The sequence below is a fragment of the Lysinibacillus zambalensis genome (genome assembly GCF_040183165.1).
Classification (GTDB): domain Bacteria; phylum Bacillota; class Bacilli; order Bacillales_A; family Planococcaceae; genus Lysinibacillus; species Lysinibacillus zambalensis.
The window spans coordinates 1-15,369 of sequence record NZ_JBEGDG010000027.1; the positions used below are offsets into that span (position 1 = coordinate 1).

15 protein-coding genes and 1 pseudogene are annotated in these 15,369 nt (G+C 36.6%); 10 read left to right on the plus strand and 6 right to left on the minus strand.

Annotated features, from left to right (window positions below):
- Positions 1-505 precede the first annotated feature (505 nt).
- Complete coding sequence (locus ABNX05_RS22865; protein WP_349661796.1) at positions 506-931, plus strand: hypothetical protein; 426 nt, start codon at positions 506-508, stop codon at positions 929-931.
- Between the two features lie 301 nt (positions 932-1,232).
- Here ABNX05_RS22865 and ABNX05_RS22870 read toward each other — a convergent pair whose 3' ends face one another.
- Positions 1,233-2,921: a hypothetical protein gene (locus ABNX05_RS22870; protein ID WP_349661797.1), complete on the minus strand. Its 1,689-nt coding sequence runs from the start codon at positions 2,919-2,921 to the stop codon at positions 1,233-1,235.
- A gap of 155 nt (positions 2,922-3,076) precedes the next feature.
- Here ABNX05_RS22870 and ABNX05_RS22875 point away from each other — a divergent pair, with 155 nt between their 5' ends.
- The 3 genes and pseudogenes from ABNX05_RS22875 to ABNX05_RS22885 all read left to right on the plus strand — a co-directional run bounded on the left by ABNX05_RS22875 (position 3,077) and on the right by ABNX05_RS22885 (position 6,137).
- Positions 3,077-3,736 carry a lysoplasmalogenase gene (locus tag ABNX05_RS22875; protein ID WP_349661798.1) on the plus strand — a complete coding sequence of 220 codons (660 nt, stop codon included), beginning with the start codon at positions 3,077-3,079 and terminating at the stop codon, positions 3,734-3,736.
- 104 nt (positions 3,737-3,840) lie between these two features.
- Positions 3,841-5,070: a peptidase T gene (gene pepT / locus ABNX05_RS22880; protein WP_349661799.1), complete on the plus strand. Its 1,230-nt coding sequence runs from the start codon at positions 3,841-3,843 to the stop codon at positions 5,068-5,070.
- 90 nt (positions 5,071-5,160) lie between these two features.
- Positions 5,161-6,137, plus strand: a pseudogene (locus ABNX05_RS22885) (DMT family transporter).
- Positions 6,138-6,174: 37 nt separating this feature from the next.
- Here the strand turns inward: ABNX05_RS22885 and ABNX05_RS22890 are convergent.
- Entirely contained in the window at positions 6,175-6,666 is a 492-nt protein-coding gene (locus ABNX05_RS22890; protein WP_349661800.1) for a GNAT family N-acetyltransferase, read from the minus strand.
- A gap of 472 nt (positions 6,667-7,138) precedes the next feature.
- The gene (locus tag ABNX05_RS22895) at positions 7,139-7,570 is read right to left on the minus strand and encodes a DUF4395 domain-containing protein (RefSeq protein ID WP_349661801.1); all 432 of its coding nucleotides are present in this window, start codon (positions 7,568-7,570) and stop codon (positions 7,139-7,141) included.
- 118 nt (positions 7,571-7,688) lie between these two features.
- On the opposite strand from ABNX05_RS22895, the gene ABNX05_RS22900 reads away from it, so the two are divergent.
- From ABNX05_RS22900 to ABNX05_RS22920, 5 genes are all read left to right on the plus strand, one after another.
- Positions 7,689-8,396 carry a Fe-S oxidoreductase gene (locus tag ABNX05_RS22900; protein WP_349661838.1) on the plus strand — a complete coding sequence of 236 codons (708 nt, stop codon included), beginning with the start codon at positions 7,689-7,691 and terminating at the stop codon, positions 8,394-8,396.
- 187 nt (positions 8,397-8,583) lie between these two features.
- On the plus strand, positions 8,584-9,075 hold the full coding sequence (locus tag ABNX05_RS22905) for an RNA polymerase sigma factor (protein ID WP_349661802.1): 492 nt from the start codon (positions 8,584-8,586) through the stop codon (positions 9,073-9,075).
- Positions 9,076-9,080: 5 nt separating this feature from the next.
- Complete coding sequence (locus ABNX05_RS22910; protein WP_349661803.1) at positions 9,081-9,566, plus strand: hypothetical protein; 486 nt, start codon at positions 9,081-9,083, stop codon at positions 9,564-9,566.
- A gap of 23 nt (positions 9,567-9,589) precedes the next feature.
- Positions 9,590-10,237, plus strand: a complete 648-nt coding sequence (locus ABNX05_RS22915) for a YesK family protein (RefSeq protein WP_349661839.1) — start codon at positions 9,590-9,592, stop codon at positions 10,235-10,237.
- A 94-nt stretch (positions 10,238-10,331) separates the two neighbouring features.
- A complete protein-coding gene (locus tag ABNX05_RS22920; protein WP_349661804.1) occupies positions 10,332-10,622 on the plus strand; it encodes a hypothetical protein in 291 nt (96 codons plus the stop codon).
- A 27-nt stretch (positions 10,623-10,649) separates the two neighbouring features.
- Here the strand turns inward: ABNX05_RS22920 and ABNX05_RS22925 are convergent, their stop codons facing one another.
- Positions 10,650-11,330 carry a GNAT family N-acetyltransferase gene (locus tag ABNX05_RS22925; protein WP_349661805.1) on the minus strand — a complete coding sequence of 227 codons (681 nt, stop codon included), beginning with the start codon at positions 11,328-11,330 and terminating at the stop codon, positions 10,650-10,652.
- 12 nt (positions 11,331-11,342) lie between these two features.
- Positions 11,343-12,455 carry a mandelate racemase/muconate lactonizing enzyme family protein gene (locus ABNX05_RS22930; RefSeq protein WP_349661806.1) on the minus strand — a complete coding sequence of 371 codons (1,113 nt, stop codon included), beginning with the start codon at positions 12,453-12,455 and terminating at the stop codon, positions 11,343-11,345.
- Between the two features lie 82 nt (positions 12,456-12,537).
- On the opposite strand from ABNX05_RS22930, the gene ABNX05_RS22935 reads away from it, so the two are divergent.
- The gene (locus tag ABNX05_RS22935; protein WP_349661807.1) at positions 12,538-13,779 is read left to right on the plus strand and encodes a hypothetical protein; all 1,242 of its coding nucleotides are present in this window, start codon (positions 12,538-12,540) and stop codon (positions 13,777-13,779) included.
- Positions 13,780-13,856: 77 nt separating this feature from the next.
- Here ABNX05_RS22935 and nhaC read toward each other — a convergent pair whose 3' ends face one another.
- Positions 13,857-15,302 carry a Na+/H+ antiporter NhaC gene (gene nhaC, locus ABNX05_RS22940; protein ID WP_349661808.1) on the minus strand — a complete coding sequence of 482 codons (1,446 nt, stop codon included), beginning with the start codon at positions 15,300-15,302 and terminating at the stop codon, positions 13,857-13,859.
- Positions 15,303-15,369 lie beyond the last annotated feature (67 nt).

A 15,369-nucleotide genomic window follows, 5' to 3' on the forward strand; every position in this document is an offset into this window, starting at 1 on the left:
TTTCGTTCACCAACTCAAGGTTAGTTACTAAAAACTTTATTGATTACGTTTTGCTTGTTCAGTTTTCAAGGTTCATTACGTTGCTGTTTTCTCAGCAGCAACTTTTATATAATATCATGCCGCAAACTCGATGTCAACAACTAATTTATTTAAAGTAGATGTTGTTTTCAGTAGTTATCTTAACGACTTGTATAATATTACACCCATAATTCAAAAAGGTCAACACTTTTTCTGATAAAAATTTATACTTTTTCATTTCATTGAAAAGCTTCCTATATAATAATTGATTTAATTTCAGTTTAATTCTTAAGCATTTCAACTAAATCATACTTATTGAAAGGTGATTAAATGAGAAATTACATTGTTTTTTTCACGTTTAGAAGTGAGCGACTTTTTGAAAGAGAAGTTAAATGTAAATATAAATTAAACAAAAAGACTCTTTCCTTTTGATATAATTCCATTAATACTAATAGATGACCACTATGCGGAAAGGAGTTATGTAAAAATGTCCTATATGAACAAAGATCTTGCTCGTACATTAGAACAACAACATAAGCGAAGTGTTAGAGGTTTGTTTTTAAAAATCCAAGACTTAAATAATAATTGTACATTATTAAGAAAACGACTTGAACCACATATCGACTTAGCAGTTTATAAGCATGCTATTGATTACGTCAATCAATTCGTTTCTCATACGACCATCCTCAACTTAAAATTCATTACAAATACACAAAATTTAGAAGTCGTTGTGTTACATACACTTTTATTAACGCATATAGTAGAAAGCGAAGATTCGCATACTTTTGAATATGAACATAAATTACTCCAAGGGTATATTCATGAAATATTTGCGTTAAACGATCATGCCAAAGCTCTTTATACAAATCACCAGGAAAAGATGCTTCATTATATGGAATCTCAACCAACATAAAAAAGACGATCTTCGTAGCGCATTACTACTTGATCGTCTTTTTTCTTCATTCAGTTGAAGAATCCCACTTTTAAAGGTGATGAGATAGATATGGATATGGTTCCTTTCAAATGCTGCAAAGACACCTACTGAAATAGAGGGACTCAATCTAAGAGCGCCACGTCCTGTGGCATTACCGAAATGACCGACATCGTGTCGGCCCTCGTGCAGACCTAAGCACAATTCAAAATCCGGACGCATTGTTTATCTGTGCGAACGCGAAGCGACAGCAACAATTACGCCAAGGCGAAATTGATTTTCTTTATTTATTTTCGTCTATTAAACCTTTAATAATCATTGATCGAACTGGTAAGAACTGCTCTCCTGTATCACCATAAGTGAGAATGACATCATCACCTTCTTGTAAATAAATCGCAAGTGGTTCAGTTTCCGAGCTTACCAAATAATTTTCTCCATTATTAAGTAATAATGATACAACTGTATAGTCACCAAGACGTTCCTTGTATACGCGAAGCACCTTTCCACTTACATTTTTCTCTTCTGCCTGTGAACTTCCTTCTACTGTACTTCCTCCGCGACTTAAGGCTGTTTTATATAATTTCAAAGCCTCTTTAGGAGTTGACGCATAAACGGAAATTTCAGGATTTGCCGCAGATACGATGAAATAATTTTGTAAGAAACCATTTGAATCAAGCACCGCAGTTAGCCAGCTAGCCTCACCGTAAAAGTTATACAACACTGGCATTTCTCCAGACCATTTCTTCTCTATAAATTTCTTCTCAATAATTTGCAAGTTACCTTGTGAATCCATATAAGAAGCATCTAAATTTCCAGTGTAATAAGTTGCTTGACCTGTTCGGGCATTTGTTAACGAATAGCCAAGCATTGAATCGACACCTTCTTTAGGGCTCGTAAAGTCTGTGAAATAATACATATCGCCCTTCTCATCAAAAATTGGGCTAACATTTGCCTCTGTTCCCTCATCTGAAGGAAGTTTCACATCTTTCTTACCAAACTTACTATTCCAAAAACCGTGGACATAGTTACCGAAATAACTATTTTGTAAACTTACTGTCTCTGGAGAAACCGCTCCATCAATAAATTCTGGGACATCCTCCAGCTTGATCACTTCTGACTTTCCTGATAGCGCATCTACAAGCACGATCCCTTTTACGTCGAAGCCATTACGTGCTGAAATAAATTCACCATATGAACGGATATAATATGGCTTACCTTCATCATCTATTTCAAGTTGAACATCTCCGCTAAAAATAAGGAATGGATGTTGCAAACGTATATGACGCTCTAAATTTGAGTTTAAATAAGCAGACGGTACATACTTCATTTCCTGCTCAACAAATTTAGGATTATCCGCTGAATCCGTTGCACTCATTATAAAGTAACCAGGAGTCGTTCCTCCATTGAACCATTTAAAGAAACCAGAGAACTCAACTGGTGCTATATAAACATACTCGCCATTCACTTTTTGAATTTGTAAGCGCCCTAACTCGTAATAACTAGTATTCGGTACTTGCCCGAACGCTTTTTTCATCTTATTACGTGCAAATTTAGGAGGCACACTAGCTGGGGTTTGTGTTTCATCGAATGGTTTTATTTCAACCTTTTCCTTCATTTCAGCTGATTCAAATTTTTCATTCGCGTTCCATAAAGGTGCGGATAATACAAACACCGCAACAACTAAACTAGCTAAAAATAAAACACCCTTTATTTTTCTTTCGATACCACTTGCAAGAAGCGCCCCGCCTAATGTTAATAAAATAATAGCAGGCCAAAAAGCAAGCCAGTTTACATCCATTTTTGTCACATAAACTGTTATGCTAGTAGCTAAAAATCCTAGTACAAATACACCTATAAAGAAGTATCCAATTACCTTTTTAGATCCATCTTCTCGCTTTTTCGTTATAAGCGGTGTTAATAAAACACTCGCGATTAATCCAATCACTGCCGAAGCTATTAATAGCTTGGTCATTTCGTTCACCCTCTCTTATCTACTGTCCACTTATTTACGGCTACATACTAAAAAAGTTTCATTCATACGATGAGTATAGAAACCCCTTTGTAGATTTCCTTTACAAAAGAATAAAGGAAATTCTGACATAGATAAAGAATTTCAAAGAAAAGGAGATGAGAAATTTGTCTAAAAAAATTTTATTAACATGTATTATTTTGTTTGGTCTTTATTATATTTTTTTCTTTTCCCATATTACAGAAAGCTTGATACTTATCTTTAAAGTCATACCAATGCTGTTAATCATTATTTTAGCGGCTTTACCCAAAAATTCAGGCGTTAAAAAGTATCAATTACTGATTATTATCGGACTTGTATTTTGTATGATCGGTGATTATACGCTACAGTGGTTTCTAATTGGGCTATCAAGCTTCTTAATCGGGCATATTTTTTATATTTTCGCCTTCTTATCTACTAATGAACGACAAGTACCTACTTGGGCGAAGATTGTCTTACTCGTTTATGGGGTAAGTATGGCTTTGTGGATTGCAGGTACGGTATTTTCATCAGGAGAAGTCGTGCTTGGTATCGCGGTCATTGCCTATATTTCGGTCATATTAACGATGGGTTGGACTGCGATTCGAACAGGTTCTAAATTTGCAACGATTGGGGCTCTGCTATTTATCTCATCAGATTCCTATTTAGCTATTAACAAGTTTGTTATGCCCTTACCATTTTCACACGAGGTAATTATGTTGACCTATTACGGTGCCCAAATACTAATTGCGTTAAGCATTCTTCAATATTCCGAAATCCGAAGTAAAGTGTTACAATAATATCAATTATGCCTCGGTATAATTCCGTTACATTTACCAGAGGCTAGCGGATGTTTGGACACCCGCTGAAAGAAGTTAAACATACACACTAGGAGGCCATACTTATGAAAGAACAAGTAATCGAGCGTTTAATTCGTTATGCAAAAATTGATACACAATCTGATTTCACAAGCGAAACAACTCCTTCAACTCAAAAACAATTTGACTTATTGCATGTACTAAAAGATGAACTAGCTGCAATAGGCTTAACTGATATTACATTAGATGAAAATGGTTATTTATTTGCGACACTCGAAGCAAATACAGATAAAAATGTGCCTACTATTGGTTTTCTAGCACATGTGGACACTACAACAGATTTCACTGGTACAAACGTTAATCCACAGCGCATTAACAATTATGATGGTGATACGATTCAGCTAAATGAAAATCTAGCGATGTCGCCAGCAGATTTCCCTGAGCTTAAAAATTATGTAGGTCAAACGTTAATTACAACGGATGGTACGACATTATTAGGCGCTGACGATAAAGCTGGTATCGCAGAAATTATGACTGCCATGGAGTACCTAGTAAAAAATCCTTCTATTAAACACGGTAAATTACGTGTAGCGTTTACGCCTGACGAAGAAATTGGTCGCGGGCCTCATAAATTTGATGTAGCTGCCTTTGGAGCAGACTATGCTTATACGATGGATGGCGGACCACTTGGCGAGCTACAATACGAAAGCTTTAACGCAGCAGGTGTAAAGGTTGTGACAAAAGGTACGAGTGTACACCCTGGTTCTGCTAAAAATAAAATGATCAATGCTATCACAATGGCGATCGCCTTCCAAAATGAAATGCCTACCGATGCCGTGCCAGAAAAAACGGACGGCTATGAGGGCTTTATTCACTTAATGGGCTTTAACGGTGCGATTGAACATACTGAGCTTACTTATATCGTCCGTGATCATGACCGTCAAAAATTCGAGGCGAAAAAACAATTAATGCTTGAGGCTGCAGCAAAAATTAAAGCGCAATATGGCGAAGATGCTTTAAGCATTACAATAGAAGATCAATATTTTAATATGGGTGAAAAAATTGAACCTGTAAAAGAAATCGTTGACGTTGCACGCACAGCAATGGAAAAGTTAGATATTACTCCGATTACATTACCAATCCGTGGTGGTACTGATGGTTCACAGCTTTCTTACATGGGCTTACCAACACCAAACATTTTTGCAGGCGGCGAAAATATGCACGGTAAATTCGAATATGTATCTGCGGAAACAATGGAAAAAGCAACACAAGTTATTATTGAAATCGTACAGCTCTTTGAACAACAAGGAAAATAGTAACGAAGAAGGGTTCACCCCCTTCTTCATATTTTTTATAAACAGGTGACTGAATTTTCAAATTACACAAAGGACTTTGAGGTGACTGTATTGAAAGAAATTGCATTAGGCATTTTAGCCTCACTTTTTTTGCCGTTACATTTATATTGAATCATGCAATGGAAATGCAGGGCGGTAGCTGGCTATGGAGCGCATCCCTACGCTATTTCTTTATGCTACCGTTTTTACTAGCAATCGTCTTCTATAGAAAAGGCTTTTCTCAACTATCAGGTGAAATGAAAGCACAGCCTGTAGGTTGGCTTCTTTGGAGCTTTATTGGGTTCGTATTGTTCTATGCCCCACTGACATTTGCAGCAGCATTCGGTCCAGGATGGCTCGTTTCCGGAACGTGGCAATTTACAATTGTCGCTGGCGTATTACTCGCTCCCCTATTTGTTTCAGTAGTAGCCGGTAAAACAGTACGTCAAAAAATACCACTTATTTCATTACTAATTTCATGTGTCATTTTAGTCGGCATTTTACTTATCCAAGTACCACAGGCACAATCTGTTCCATTTAAAAGTTTAATGCTTGGCATTTCACCTGTTGTCATCGCTGCTTTTGCATACCCTCTCGGTAACCGAAAAATGATGGAAATCTGTGGCGGACGCATCGATACATATCAACGAGTTCTTGGGATGACCATCGCCTCGATGCCCGCATGGATCATTTTAGCTATTTATGCAATGGCAACGGTAGGGCTCCCTTCAAGTAGCCAAGTCATACAATCATTACTTGTAGGTATAAGCTCTGGTGTCATCGCCACTACTTTATTTTTCATTGCGACTGACCGCGTTCGCAATCATCAAGGCAAGCTCGCAGCAGTAGAAGCAACACAATCAACTGAAATACTCTTTGTCATTATTGGTGAAGTATTGTTGCTCGGCATCGCATTCCCAAATCCAATTGCTCTCACGGGTCTAGGTGTCATCATTGTTGGCATGCTATTACATAGCTACTATACGATGATACTAGGAAAAAAGAGTGCTGTTCCTAGTAGTAGTTCTACTGAAAGATTGGAAATTTAAAAAAGTACATTACTAAATGTAGTGTACTTTTTTTATTCTAAAGGCACTTATATATCATTGTTTTAGATGTTCCTACTATTTCATAATCTTTAAAGCCTAGTTTTTGATACATATTAATGGCCGTGTCATTTTCGAGGTCTACACTAAGTGAAATGGTATTGTATCCTTCATCCTTTGCTTGTTGAATTATTTTATGCATCAGTAAAGTTCCCATCCCTCTTCCTCTTACTTCTTTCGAAACAGCCATTCCTATTTCAGGCGTATTGCCATCAATATAACCATAGCTTTTATTATTGTCATTAAACAACCTATACCAGACTGCACCAACGGATTTATTTTCTGCGTCAACAGCAATCAACACTTTATCTCCCTTTCTCCCCCAACCTACATGATATTTTCTTATGCCAGATGCGTTGAGCAAAGCTTCTTTTGATGGTTTATTCTCAGCAATATGAATAGACTCATATAACATATCTAAAAAGAACTCAAACTCGTTTTTATCTCCTTCGAAGTTTCTAATATAAAGCATAAAATAATCATCCCTCTTTTTTAAGGTATATTATATATTAAATTGTAATTTTTGGTATAATTATTAGAAGTTAAATGTACATTAGGGTTGAGTTCATTTTTAAAGGAATACTTTGAAGATTTATCGGAACATAATCTCATTTTATCGGAACAATTTCAGCTTTTATCGGAATAATATCTCGTTTTATCGGAACAATCGCGGTTTCGATCAAAAAAAGACGACTCAGTCACAATGGAATGAGTCGTCGAGAGATTTTACGTTCCCAAAAAATGAGGGGGGTTTTAGGAGCGCTTTATCATGAACTAGCAAACTTCTGGAGAAAAGTAGCTAAAGTTCATCCTCTCTACACTGTATTGTAGACGAGGAATAATCTTTATACGATAATGATAATCATTATCAATTAAAAAGTCAACAGTAATCTGAAAATTTATTAAAGTTTTTTTAAATTTCTTTCCTCCGAAAGAAATTTATGTCACAATGCCTTCTTCAGTGAACGACGATATTGCCATTGCTTTAGCTGAAAATGTAGAAAACAACCTATACAAAAGCCTGCAATTGCTATTGATGAAGCTACAGCAACCATTCCCGTAAAGATATAGCCAACTACCTGCCATTTAAGCCAGTAACCTAAAATTCCACCTGCTAAACATAAGCTAGCAATACTGGAATTAAATTTTTGCTGCTGCGCATCCTCTGGTATATATGTAGATGGCGCTTTTTTTAGAAACAGCTTCCCTACTCGAATAATAGGATTAAAATTGCATAAAACACCAAGTAAATTTGCTATTAATGGAATTGCTAAAATCCAAAAGACGCCTGATATCCACGTTAGAATGACGCTTACAAAAATCGTCCATTGATTGAGTCGAACGAGCGGTCTTGGAATTGCATGAGGCTGTGACATTTAAAAACCTACCTTTCAGATATGTTTAATGTATTTTACTATATTGCAATCCATTTGTGAAGCAAAAATGATTAATTTATAATAAACCTAATAATGATTGAAAGAAAAGGTGATGACCATGCCAGCATTAACGATGGATCAAGTTCGACAATTGAATTCCTATAGCATTTATACGACAGAACCAAAGCGGACATTATTTACATTAGCTGATATACATAAGGACTTTTACCATCCTGATTTTTTAAACTTGATGATGGGTATTACAGATGCAGCAACGGAAACAGCCGCTATTTCTCACTTTGCACGCCGCTACGGTATGTTTTTTGCTATGCAACTTTACATGCTCGCCGCCTATGATGAGGTGTGGAACGGTAAACCGATCGAGCTTCGTTTTGATGCGGCAAAAGAATTCGACAGTTTTACAGTTGCCATGTTTGTTAACCCAAACGATTGGCGCTATGTCGAGGAGGAAGAACGTCAAGCCGTTATTGAGAAGATTCTATATGATGGGCATGTTATCGTTCAGCAGCTTCGTAAAGTAACATCTATTTCCCCTCTCACTATTTGGGAAAACTTCTTTGGATATTTACTATGGCACTATCATATATTGCTTTCTAATCCCGGTCTTGCTGATCAAGCGATGGAGGATATTGAAACTTTAGAGGACCCTAAAACATGGGCTCGTTTCTCCAACAAATCTTGGTGGGCCCAATATACGGGAGGTCAAAGCCCCACTAATTTAGTGAACGTCCCAGTACGAAAATCATGTTGTTTTTCTAAAGACATCCCTGGTTTAATGGCTTGTGGCTTTTGTCCGATGAAATAAAAAAGTCTTACCCCTCACATTAAAAATATTAATGAAAAAGAATCCATGTTGATCAATCTTTTATTCAAACTGGATTCTTCTTTTTATTTTTGTAGCTATTACTATTTTTTTACTATTACTAAAAAAATTAAAACTTTTTCCAATCTGAGTCGTCTCTTTAGTGCGCGATATCTTACGGAGGATAAAAATGATTAATCAAAATCCATTTGAGGTGATTGAAGAGATTTACGAGGAGCATTACACATATTTGCGGAATTTTTTAATTGGATTAACTAAAAGCTATGACGTAGCCGATGACATCATCCAAGAGTTATTTGCAAAAATCTTAACAGATCCATTAAAAATTCAAGAAGTTACTTATATGAAAAGTTGGTTAGTAAAGGTAGCTAAAAATACACTTCTCGATCATTACAAAAAAAGAAAACCCGAGCTGTTTCATGATGAAAGTGTAATTGAAAATTTATTAATTGATAATCAAACACCCGAATCAAAGGCAATCATAAATTCCCAAATTACAACTACTTTAGGTTATTTATCGACGAGTGATAAGGCCATTTTTTTAGCAAAGTTTCATTATGGTTATGATTACCAAGAAATAAGTGCACTTTTGAATATACCTATCCCTACATTAAAGTCCAAAATATTTAGGATGAGAAAGCAGATGGCTAGAAAGAGGTGAAAAAGATGGAGGATTCCCAAAAGATTCATATTCTTTCGCGGGAGTTAATCTCTGTATTTGATGAGTTAGAACAAGAAACTAAAGAAGTAGTTTTGGAACATATCCAAGACTGCAATGAGTGTAGGCAATTATTTAATGAATTAGCTGAGGGAAATTATCCGATGTTAGAATTGAGCGAAGAAGTAGAAATAAAGCCATTGAAGAAATTAGTTCAGTTTAATCACGGCCTTAAATGGTTATTTATTTCCATTAGAGCTCTCATTTTATTTTATATCCTATATTCCTCTTTTCATTTTTACAACTGGGAACTGTCTGCTGATGCGGCCATTGAATATATCAAAAGTGCCACTTTCATGTTCTATTTCCCAGCAGCTATTTTTTTATCAGTATTCACGATGACCTTTTTCACCAAAAGATGGGTTATACTCTCAATTCTTTTTGATTTAGGGGTTATATTTTTTTTAGACACACTGATATCGATTTTCTATTAATACAAGGGGTGTACGAATTGGGAATGATAGTTTTAGTTGGTTTCATTTTAGGGGCAAGTATTTTCCTTTTTACTTTAATAGCTTTGAAAAAAACTGGAAAGTTCTACTTGGCTCCAATTGTGACATTTTTAATTGCTGTGCTTACTGTCCTATATGGATTGTTCAAAGTGGGAGGCTTTGAAGGGATGGGTTTCGGAATTATTGGAGTAGGCATTTTGACAGCTGCCATAGGCGGGACGTTGTTACTTCCTTTCATGAAAGGTATAAAACAATCTGAATTTAATAAAGTGGATAAATCGATCTTATTGATAGTCCCAGTCCTTATTTTTGCTATTATTGGTTGGACGATTACTTCAAATAAAGGTTATTGTGTCAATGAAGAAGGCGTTATAGAGGCTGGTAACGATACTTCCTCCTACTACGAGGTATCTACGATTTCTGAAGGAATGAAACAAATCCATATCCAATTAGGCGAGAAATATGAAGGAATGCATCTGGAAGTAAAAGATGTAAAGACCTTAGGGAACACTGAAATTACAGTTAAAGTTGTCGATAAAGGAAATGCAAAAGAGGGGCTCCCATTTATAGAGATAGGCCTAGAAAAAATTGTCGAGCCGCTAGTGGTCCAAACAACTGATGGAGAAATAATCAATTCTAAATCTAATAACTAAAAAAACTACTTTAATGTAGTATAGTTAAATACCCTACCTCGAAAATTAATCGACACTATTTTTAACCCCGTCCTAATTCAGAACGGGGTTGTGTTTGTTTGAGCCTTTAAAATTAAATAACTTTATTGTATTTTACATGGCTTTGTTTGTTTATCGTGGCTATAAGTCTATTTTAGATCAGCTTGCGTTGAAAGCCCAGCAGGAACGTAGTGACGAGGATAATCAATTATGCTTCGGCATAATTGCGTCCGGAATCGGCTTTGTGCTGGCACAAAGAACTCCGTTCCGATTATGTGACATCCGCCAAGCCCGCGGAAAGCGCCAACTCGGAGTGAAAATCAACCATTGTTTATTGATACACCTTAATTTATATATTTTTCTTTAGCCTACAAGGTAAGGATTTTTTTGTTATTTATTTTTCATAAACGAGGAACCAATCATTTTGATCCTCATACATATAAGTACCTGTATACCCCTGCTTTAAAAGCTGTTGCTGACCAACTGTATCCCCCATTGAGATCGACTTCTTTTCTGTAAAGATTGGTAGCTCTTGTCGCAAGTCCTTATAAAAAATATATCGTAGCTTATCTACATACTTAATCTTTAATCCCTTTACGACTAATCCTTGAGAAAATTTATCTTTTAAACTAGGGATATTATATGGCTTGACCGTTGAGCATACATAATCATATTTTGCTAAATCGATATGACTCATGACAATTTGGGCTAATGTTTTTTGTAATCCGTAGCCACGGTATGTCGGTGAGACATTCGATATTTCTTGGTATAAAACTTTATGAAATTCATCCTCGCCAATCTCACAGTCATAGCCAAGGTGCTCTTCATCGACAGGTGGGTTCAATAGTGCACGAAAGGCAATTAACTCCTCCCCTATGTAAGCGCCTATCATCATGCCATTGCCGCTTAAAATATAGTCAAATTCCTCCGTGCTTAATGGCTGTAATATACTTTGGTCTGCTAATGATTCATAAACTTCAAGCTGCAATTTTTCAATTTCTTGCATATGTTGAAGGTTTAATGTTGTAACAAAAAACGGCGTTTCCCCAAGCATACCTTCATAAATTTTCTCCATTTCGCCGCCTCCTTAGTCTGTTACAATTGTTGAGAACTTACATAATTCTTTAAGGATTTCTTCATCTACGTCGACACCTAATCCTGGGTTTTCATTTAAACAGATAAATGGAACATCATAGTGTAAGTTTCCGACATCCTTAGAGAACTTTAATGGACCTGTTAATTCTACACTTGTCATTATTTTTTTAGAGAATGCTACGTGGAAGCCAGCTGCTGAACCAACGGATGATTCTACCATTGAACCGATTTGACATTCAATGCCTGCCATTTCAGCCATAACTGCTAGTTTCATAGCAGGATAAATGCCACCACATTTCATTAATTTAATATTAACTTTATCTGCAGCACGCTTTGCGATAATTTCACGCATTTCACGTACACCACGAAGTCCTTCATCAATCATTAATGGAACATCAGATTTTGACTTCACCTCTACCATTCCATCAATATCTTCACTATCTACTGGCTGTTCTAACCAATCGATATTCAGATCTTTTAATGCACGTAAACCTTGTAATGTAGTAGATGCATTGCCCCACCCTTGGTTTACATCTACACGGATTGCAATGTCCTCACCAACTCGTTCACGCACCGCTTTGATACGAGCAACATCACGAGTTACCTCTGTTCCTACCTTCATTTTAAATGATTGATAGCCCATTTCTACTCGATTAGCTGCCTCTTCTGCCATTGCCTCAGGTGTTCCAATGCTCAATACATGGGTAATCGGGAATTTCTCATGATAACGTCCGCCTAGTAGTTGATACACTGGAACTTGTAACGCTTTCCCTGCAATATCAAAACAAGCAATGTCAATCGCTGCTTTTGCCGCTGGGACATCTTTCACTACTTTGTTCATTTTATCGTGAAGCTTTTCAAAGGCCATTGGATTTTCTCCAATGATTGCAGGAGCAAGCTGGTTCTTTAATAGCGCGTATGTGCTTTCCCACGTCTCCCCTGTTACGTGTTCATCTGGTACAGCTTCACCGTAGCCTACAATCCCTGTGTCTGTCGTAACCTTCAAAATAATAGAAGGCATCGTATCATATGTAGCATAACTGATGATAAATGGATCAATAAGTGGTAAATGGATTGCAAAAATTTCTACTTGTTGGATTTTCATTTTTATCAGTCTCCTGTATAATATAGTTGTCGCTAATACGTCGCTAATTATCAAAAAAATATAGAAGCAAAGGAACATGCCTATGTCTACTAAAATAGCGGTTATCTGCTCTAAAGCATTTATGAAGCGTATAAATAGTATCGCACAAAACATAGAGAATATTCAAATAGATTTTTATCTTTACAAGCAACCTACAGAGGCACCTGTTTTGTTAAAGGAAATTAAGCCATGTGATGCCCTTTTATTCGGCGGCACGTTGCCCTATTTACATGCCCAGTCCGCATTGTCAGAGCTACCAATACCTTGGAATTATATAAAACAAGATGAGACGGCTATTTCTACAACTTTATTATCGCTTGTAGCGAATCATGCGGTACCTTTAAATAGAATTTCCATCGATGTTATGAATCCAGCTATTGTCGAAAATGTTTTAACAGAAATAGAGTATGTTGGTCCAAAACCATATATACAGACTATTTCTATCACTAAACTTACTCAATCTATATTGCAGCATCATATCGCTTTATGGGAGGCTAACAGCATTGATTTTGTCATAACAAGTATTCATAGCGTGTTTGATGAATTACAAGCTCTTCAAATACCGGCAATGCGTATGTTAGATGCAACTAACTCCATTATTCAATGCCTAGAAGAAACGAAATCTCAATCACTTCTTACAAAATCTGAATCTGTGAAAGCTGCCGTTGGACTATTAGAGGCTTCTGAAAATAAACCTATAGACGATAACATGCTCACGCAAATCACAGCCATTACGCATTCAACTTATAAAGAAATTTCACCTTATTCTTTTGAACTATATACGACAGCTGGGCATTTGCAAAAGGCACTCGAAAAAGAGAACTTACAGAACTTATTACAACAAACCAATCAATCATTTAAGTTAGCATTTGGGTATGGTCACTCTATAGTTGAGGCTAACCATAATGCCAAAAATGCAATAACATTTGCTAAACCTTGTGAAATTTATATACTCGATGAGCATAAAAACTTGCTAGGTCCATTCCCGAAATCAGAGCTGAGTCTAACTTTAAAAACAGATGATCCCTACATTTTACAAATGGCAAAGCAAACAAGCTTAAGTCCATTAAATATTTCTAAGATCATTCATTTTAGCAGGGAGCGCCAATCAGCTCAATTTACATCTCATAACCTTGCAGAACACTTACAAGTTACACGCCGCACAACAGAGCGCATTATTAAAAAATTAGTGGATAACGGATATGCTAAAGTGGTTGGTGAAGAAATGCCTCACCAACAAGGTCGCCCACGTACAATTTATGAATTGAACTTTGCAGTCTATTGAAAAATGACAAGCTCTCGCAGAAATTTCTTCGTCCGCGAGAGCTTATCATCAGGAAAAGTGACTTTTAACACTTGGATTTAGTCAGCCATGACCATATTAGTATCGTTTAGTTCTTCCTCTTTTTTGCGCTTCTCTGCCGCTTCCATTTCTTCAGGTGTTAGCTTAACAATCGCAAATCCGATATATGCATAAAAAATTGAAATAATAGGTACTAGGAAGTTAATAATTGCATATGGTGCGTATTCCATTGCCCCTACACCCAACGTCGCTAAAATAAAGACTCCACAAGTATTCCATGGGAAGAATACAGAAGTTAGTGTTCCCCCATCTTCTAACGCGCGAGATAGGTTTTTCGAATGTAAGCCACGCTCTCGATACACATTCGCAAACATACGTGATGGTACAACAATTGAAATATACTGCTCAGAACATGTAGCATTTGTTGTAATACATGCAGCAATCGTTGAAGCAACTAAGCTTCCTGTAGATTTAGCAAATTTCACAATGACATCCATAAGTGCTTTTAACATGCCGGAATATTCTAACACTCCACCGAATGTCATAGCCACAATCGTCATTGAAACCGTATTCATCATTGAATCTAAGCCACCACGGTTAAATAGGTTGTCCACCATTTCATTGCCAGTTGAAATAACAAATCCTTCTTGTAAAGCATGTACAGCCATTGTAGGTGTACCGCCTTGTACGAAGATTTGTAGTAAGAATCCTGAGATAATTCCGACAACTAAAGCTGGAATCGCAGGCACTTTTTTCGCTACCAATACAATTACACCAACTGGTACAAGCAATAACCAAGGAGAAATAACAAAACTTTCCTCCATTACTTTTAATGTTGTTAAAATGCTTTCTGATTGCATTGAAATATCCGCGAAGCTTCTTCCCATAATTCCAAATACAACGATTGCAATGACTAAAGCTGGAATAGTCGTATAAAGCATGTGCTTAATATGATCAAATAAGTCGGTACCTGTTAAACCTGCTGCGAGGTTAGTAGTATCCGATAACGGTGACATCTTATCACCAAAGTATGAACCTGAAATAACCGCTCCGGCAATCATTGCTGCAGGGATTCCCATACTTAAACCAATACCCATTCCAGCAACACCGATTGTAGCCATCGTTGACCATGAGCTACCAATCGCCAATGAAACAATTGAACATAACAGCATGATTGTTACTAAAAACCAAGCTGGAGAAATTAATTTTAAACCAAAATAAATCATTGTCGCTACGACGCCGCCACCAATCCATGCGCCGATTGTCAAACCTACTAAAATAATAATAACAATTGCAGGTAAAGCTAGACGTATCCCCTTATACATCATTTCCTCAATTTCCATCCATTTAAATCCATGCATTTTGGCAACTACTGCTGCTACAGTTGTTCCGATAATAAGTGGTACGTGAGGACTTTGCTCTAACACAACTACTGTAATTAACATAGCTATAATCATTATTACAAAAGGCAGAAGTGCCCAACCAGCATTAATATCTTTTTTCATGAATCCATCCCCTTTTTTTGCACCAGTTGCCAAGCTAGTTTGTCAAAGACGCAAATAATTTTTTACG

Coding starts and splice junctions, on each gene's coding strand:
- ABNX05_RS22935 (WP_349661807.1), top strand. CDS start 12,538: ATGTCTACTAAAATAGCGGTTATCTGCTCTAAAGCATTTATGAAGCGT.
- ABNX05_RS22910 (WP_349661803.1), top strand. CDS start 9,081: ATGGAGGATTCCCAAAAGATTCATATTCTTTCGCGGGAGTTAATCTCT.
- ABNX05_RS22900 (WP_349661838.1), top strand. CDS start 7,689: ATGCCAGCATTAACGATGGATCAAGTTCGACAATTGAATTCCTATAGC.
- ABNX05_RS22875 (WP_349661798.1), top strand. CDS start 3,077: ATGAGAAATTTGTCTAAAAAAATTTTATTAACATGTATTATTTTGTTT.
- pepT (WP_349661799.1), top strand. CDS start 3,841: ATGAAAGAACAAGTAATCGAGCGTTTAATTCGTTATGCAAAAATTGAT.
- ABNX05_RS22915 (WP_349661839.1), top strand. CDS start 9,590: ATGATAGTTTTAGTTGGTTTCATTTTAGGGGCAAGTATTTTCCTTTTT.
- ABNX05_RS22870 (WP_349661797.1), bottom strand. CDS start 2,921: ATGACCAAGCTATTAATAGCTTCGGCAGTGATTGGATTAATCGCGAGT.
- ABNX05_RS22890 (WP_349661800.1), bottom strand. CDS start 6,666: ATGCTTTATATTAGAAACTTCGAAGGAGATAAAAACGAGTTTGAGTTC.
- ABNX05_RS22925 (WP_349661805.1), bottom strand. CDS start 11,330: ATGGAGAAAATTTATGAAGGTATGCTTGGGGAAACGCCGTTTTTTGTT.
- ABNX05_RS22865 (WP_349661796.1), top strand. CDS start 506: ATGTCCTATATGAACAAAGATCTTGCTCGTACATTAGAACAACAACAT.
- ABNX05_RS22930 (WP_349661806.1), bottom strand. CDS start 12,455: ATGAAAATCCAACAAGTAGAAATTTTTGCAATCCATTTACCACTTATT.
- ABNX05_RS22905 (WP_349661802.1), top strand. CDS start 8,584: ATGATTAATCAAAATCCATTTGAGGTGATTGAAGAGATTTACGAGGAG.
- ABNX05_RS22895 (WP_349661801.1), bottom strand. CDS start 7,570: ATGTCACAGCCTCATGCAATTCCAAGACCGCTCGTTCGACTCAATCAA.
- nhaC (WP_349661808.1), bottom strand. CDS start 15,302: ATGAAAAAAGATATTAATGCTGGTTGGGCACTTCTGCCTTTTGTAATA.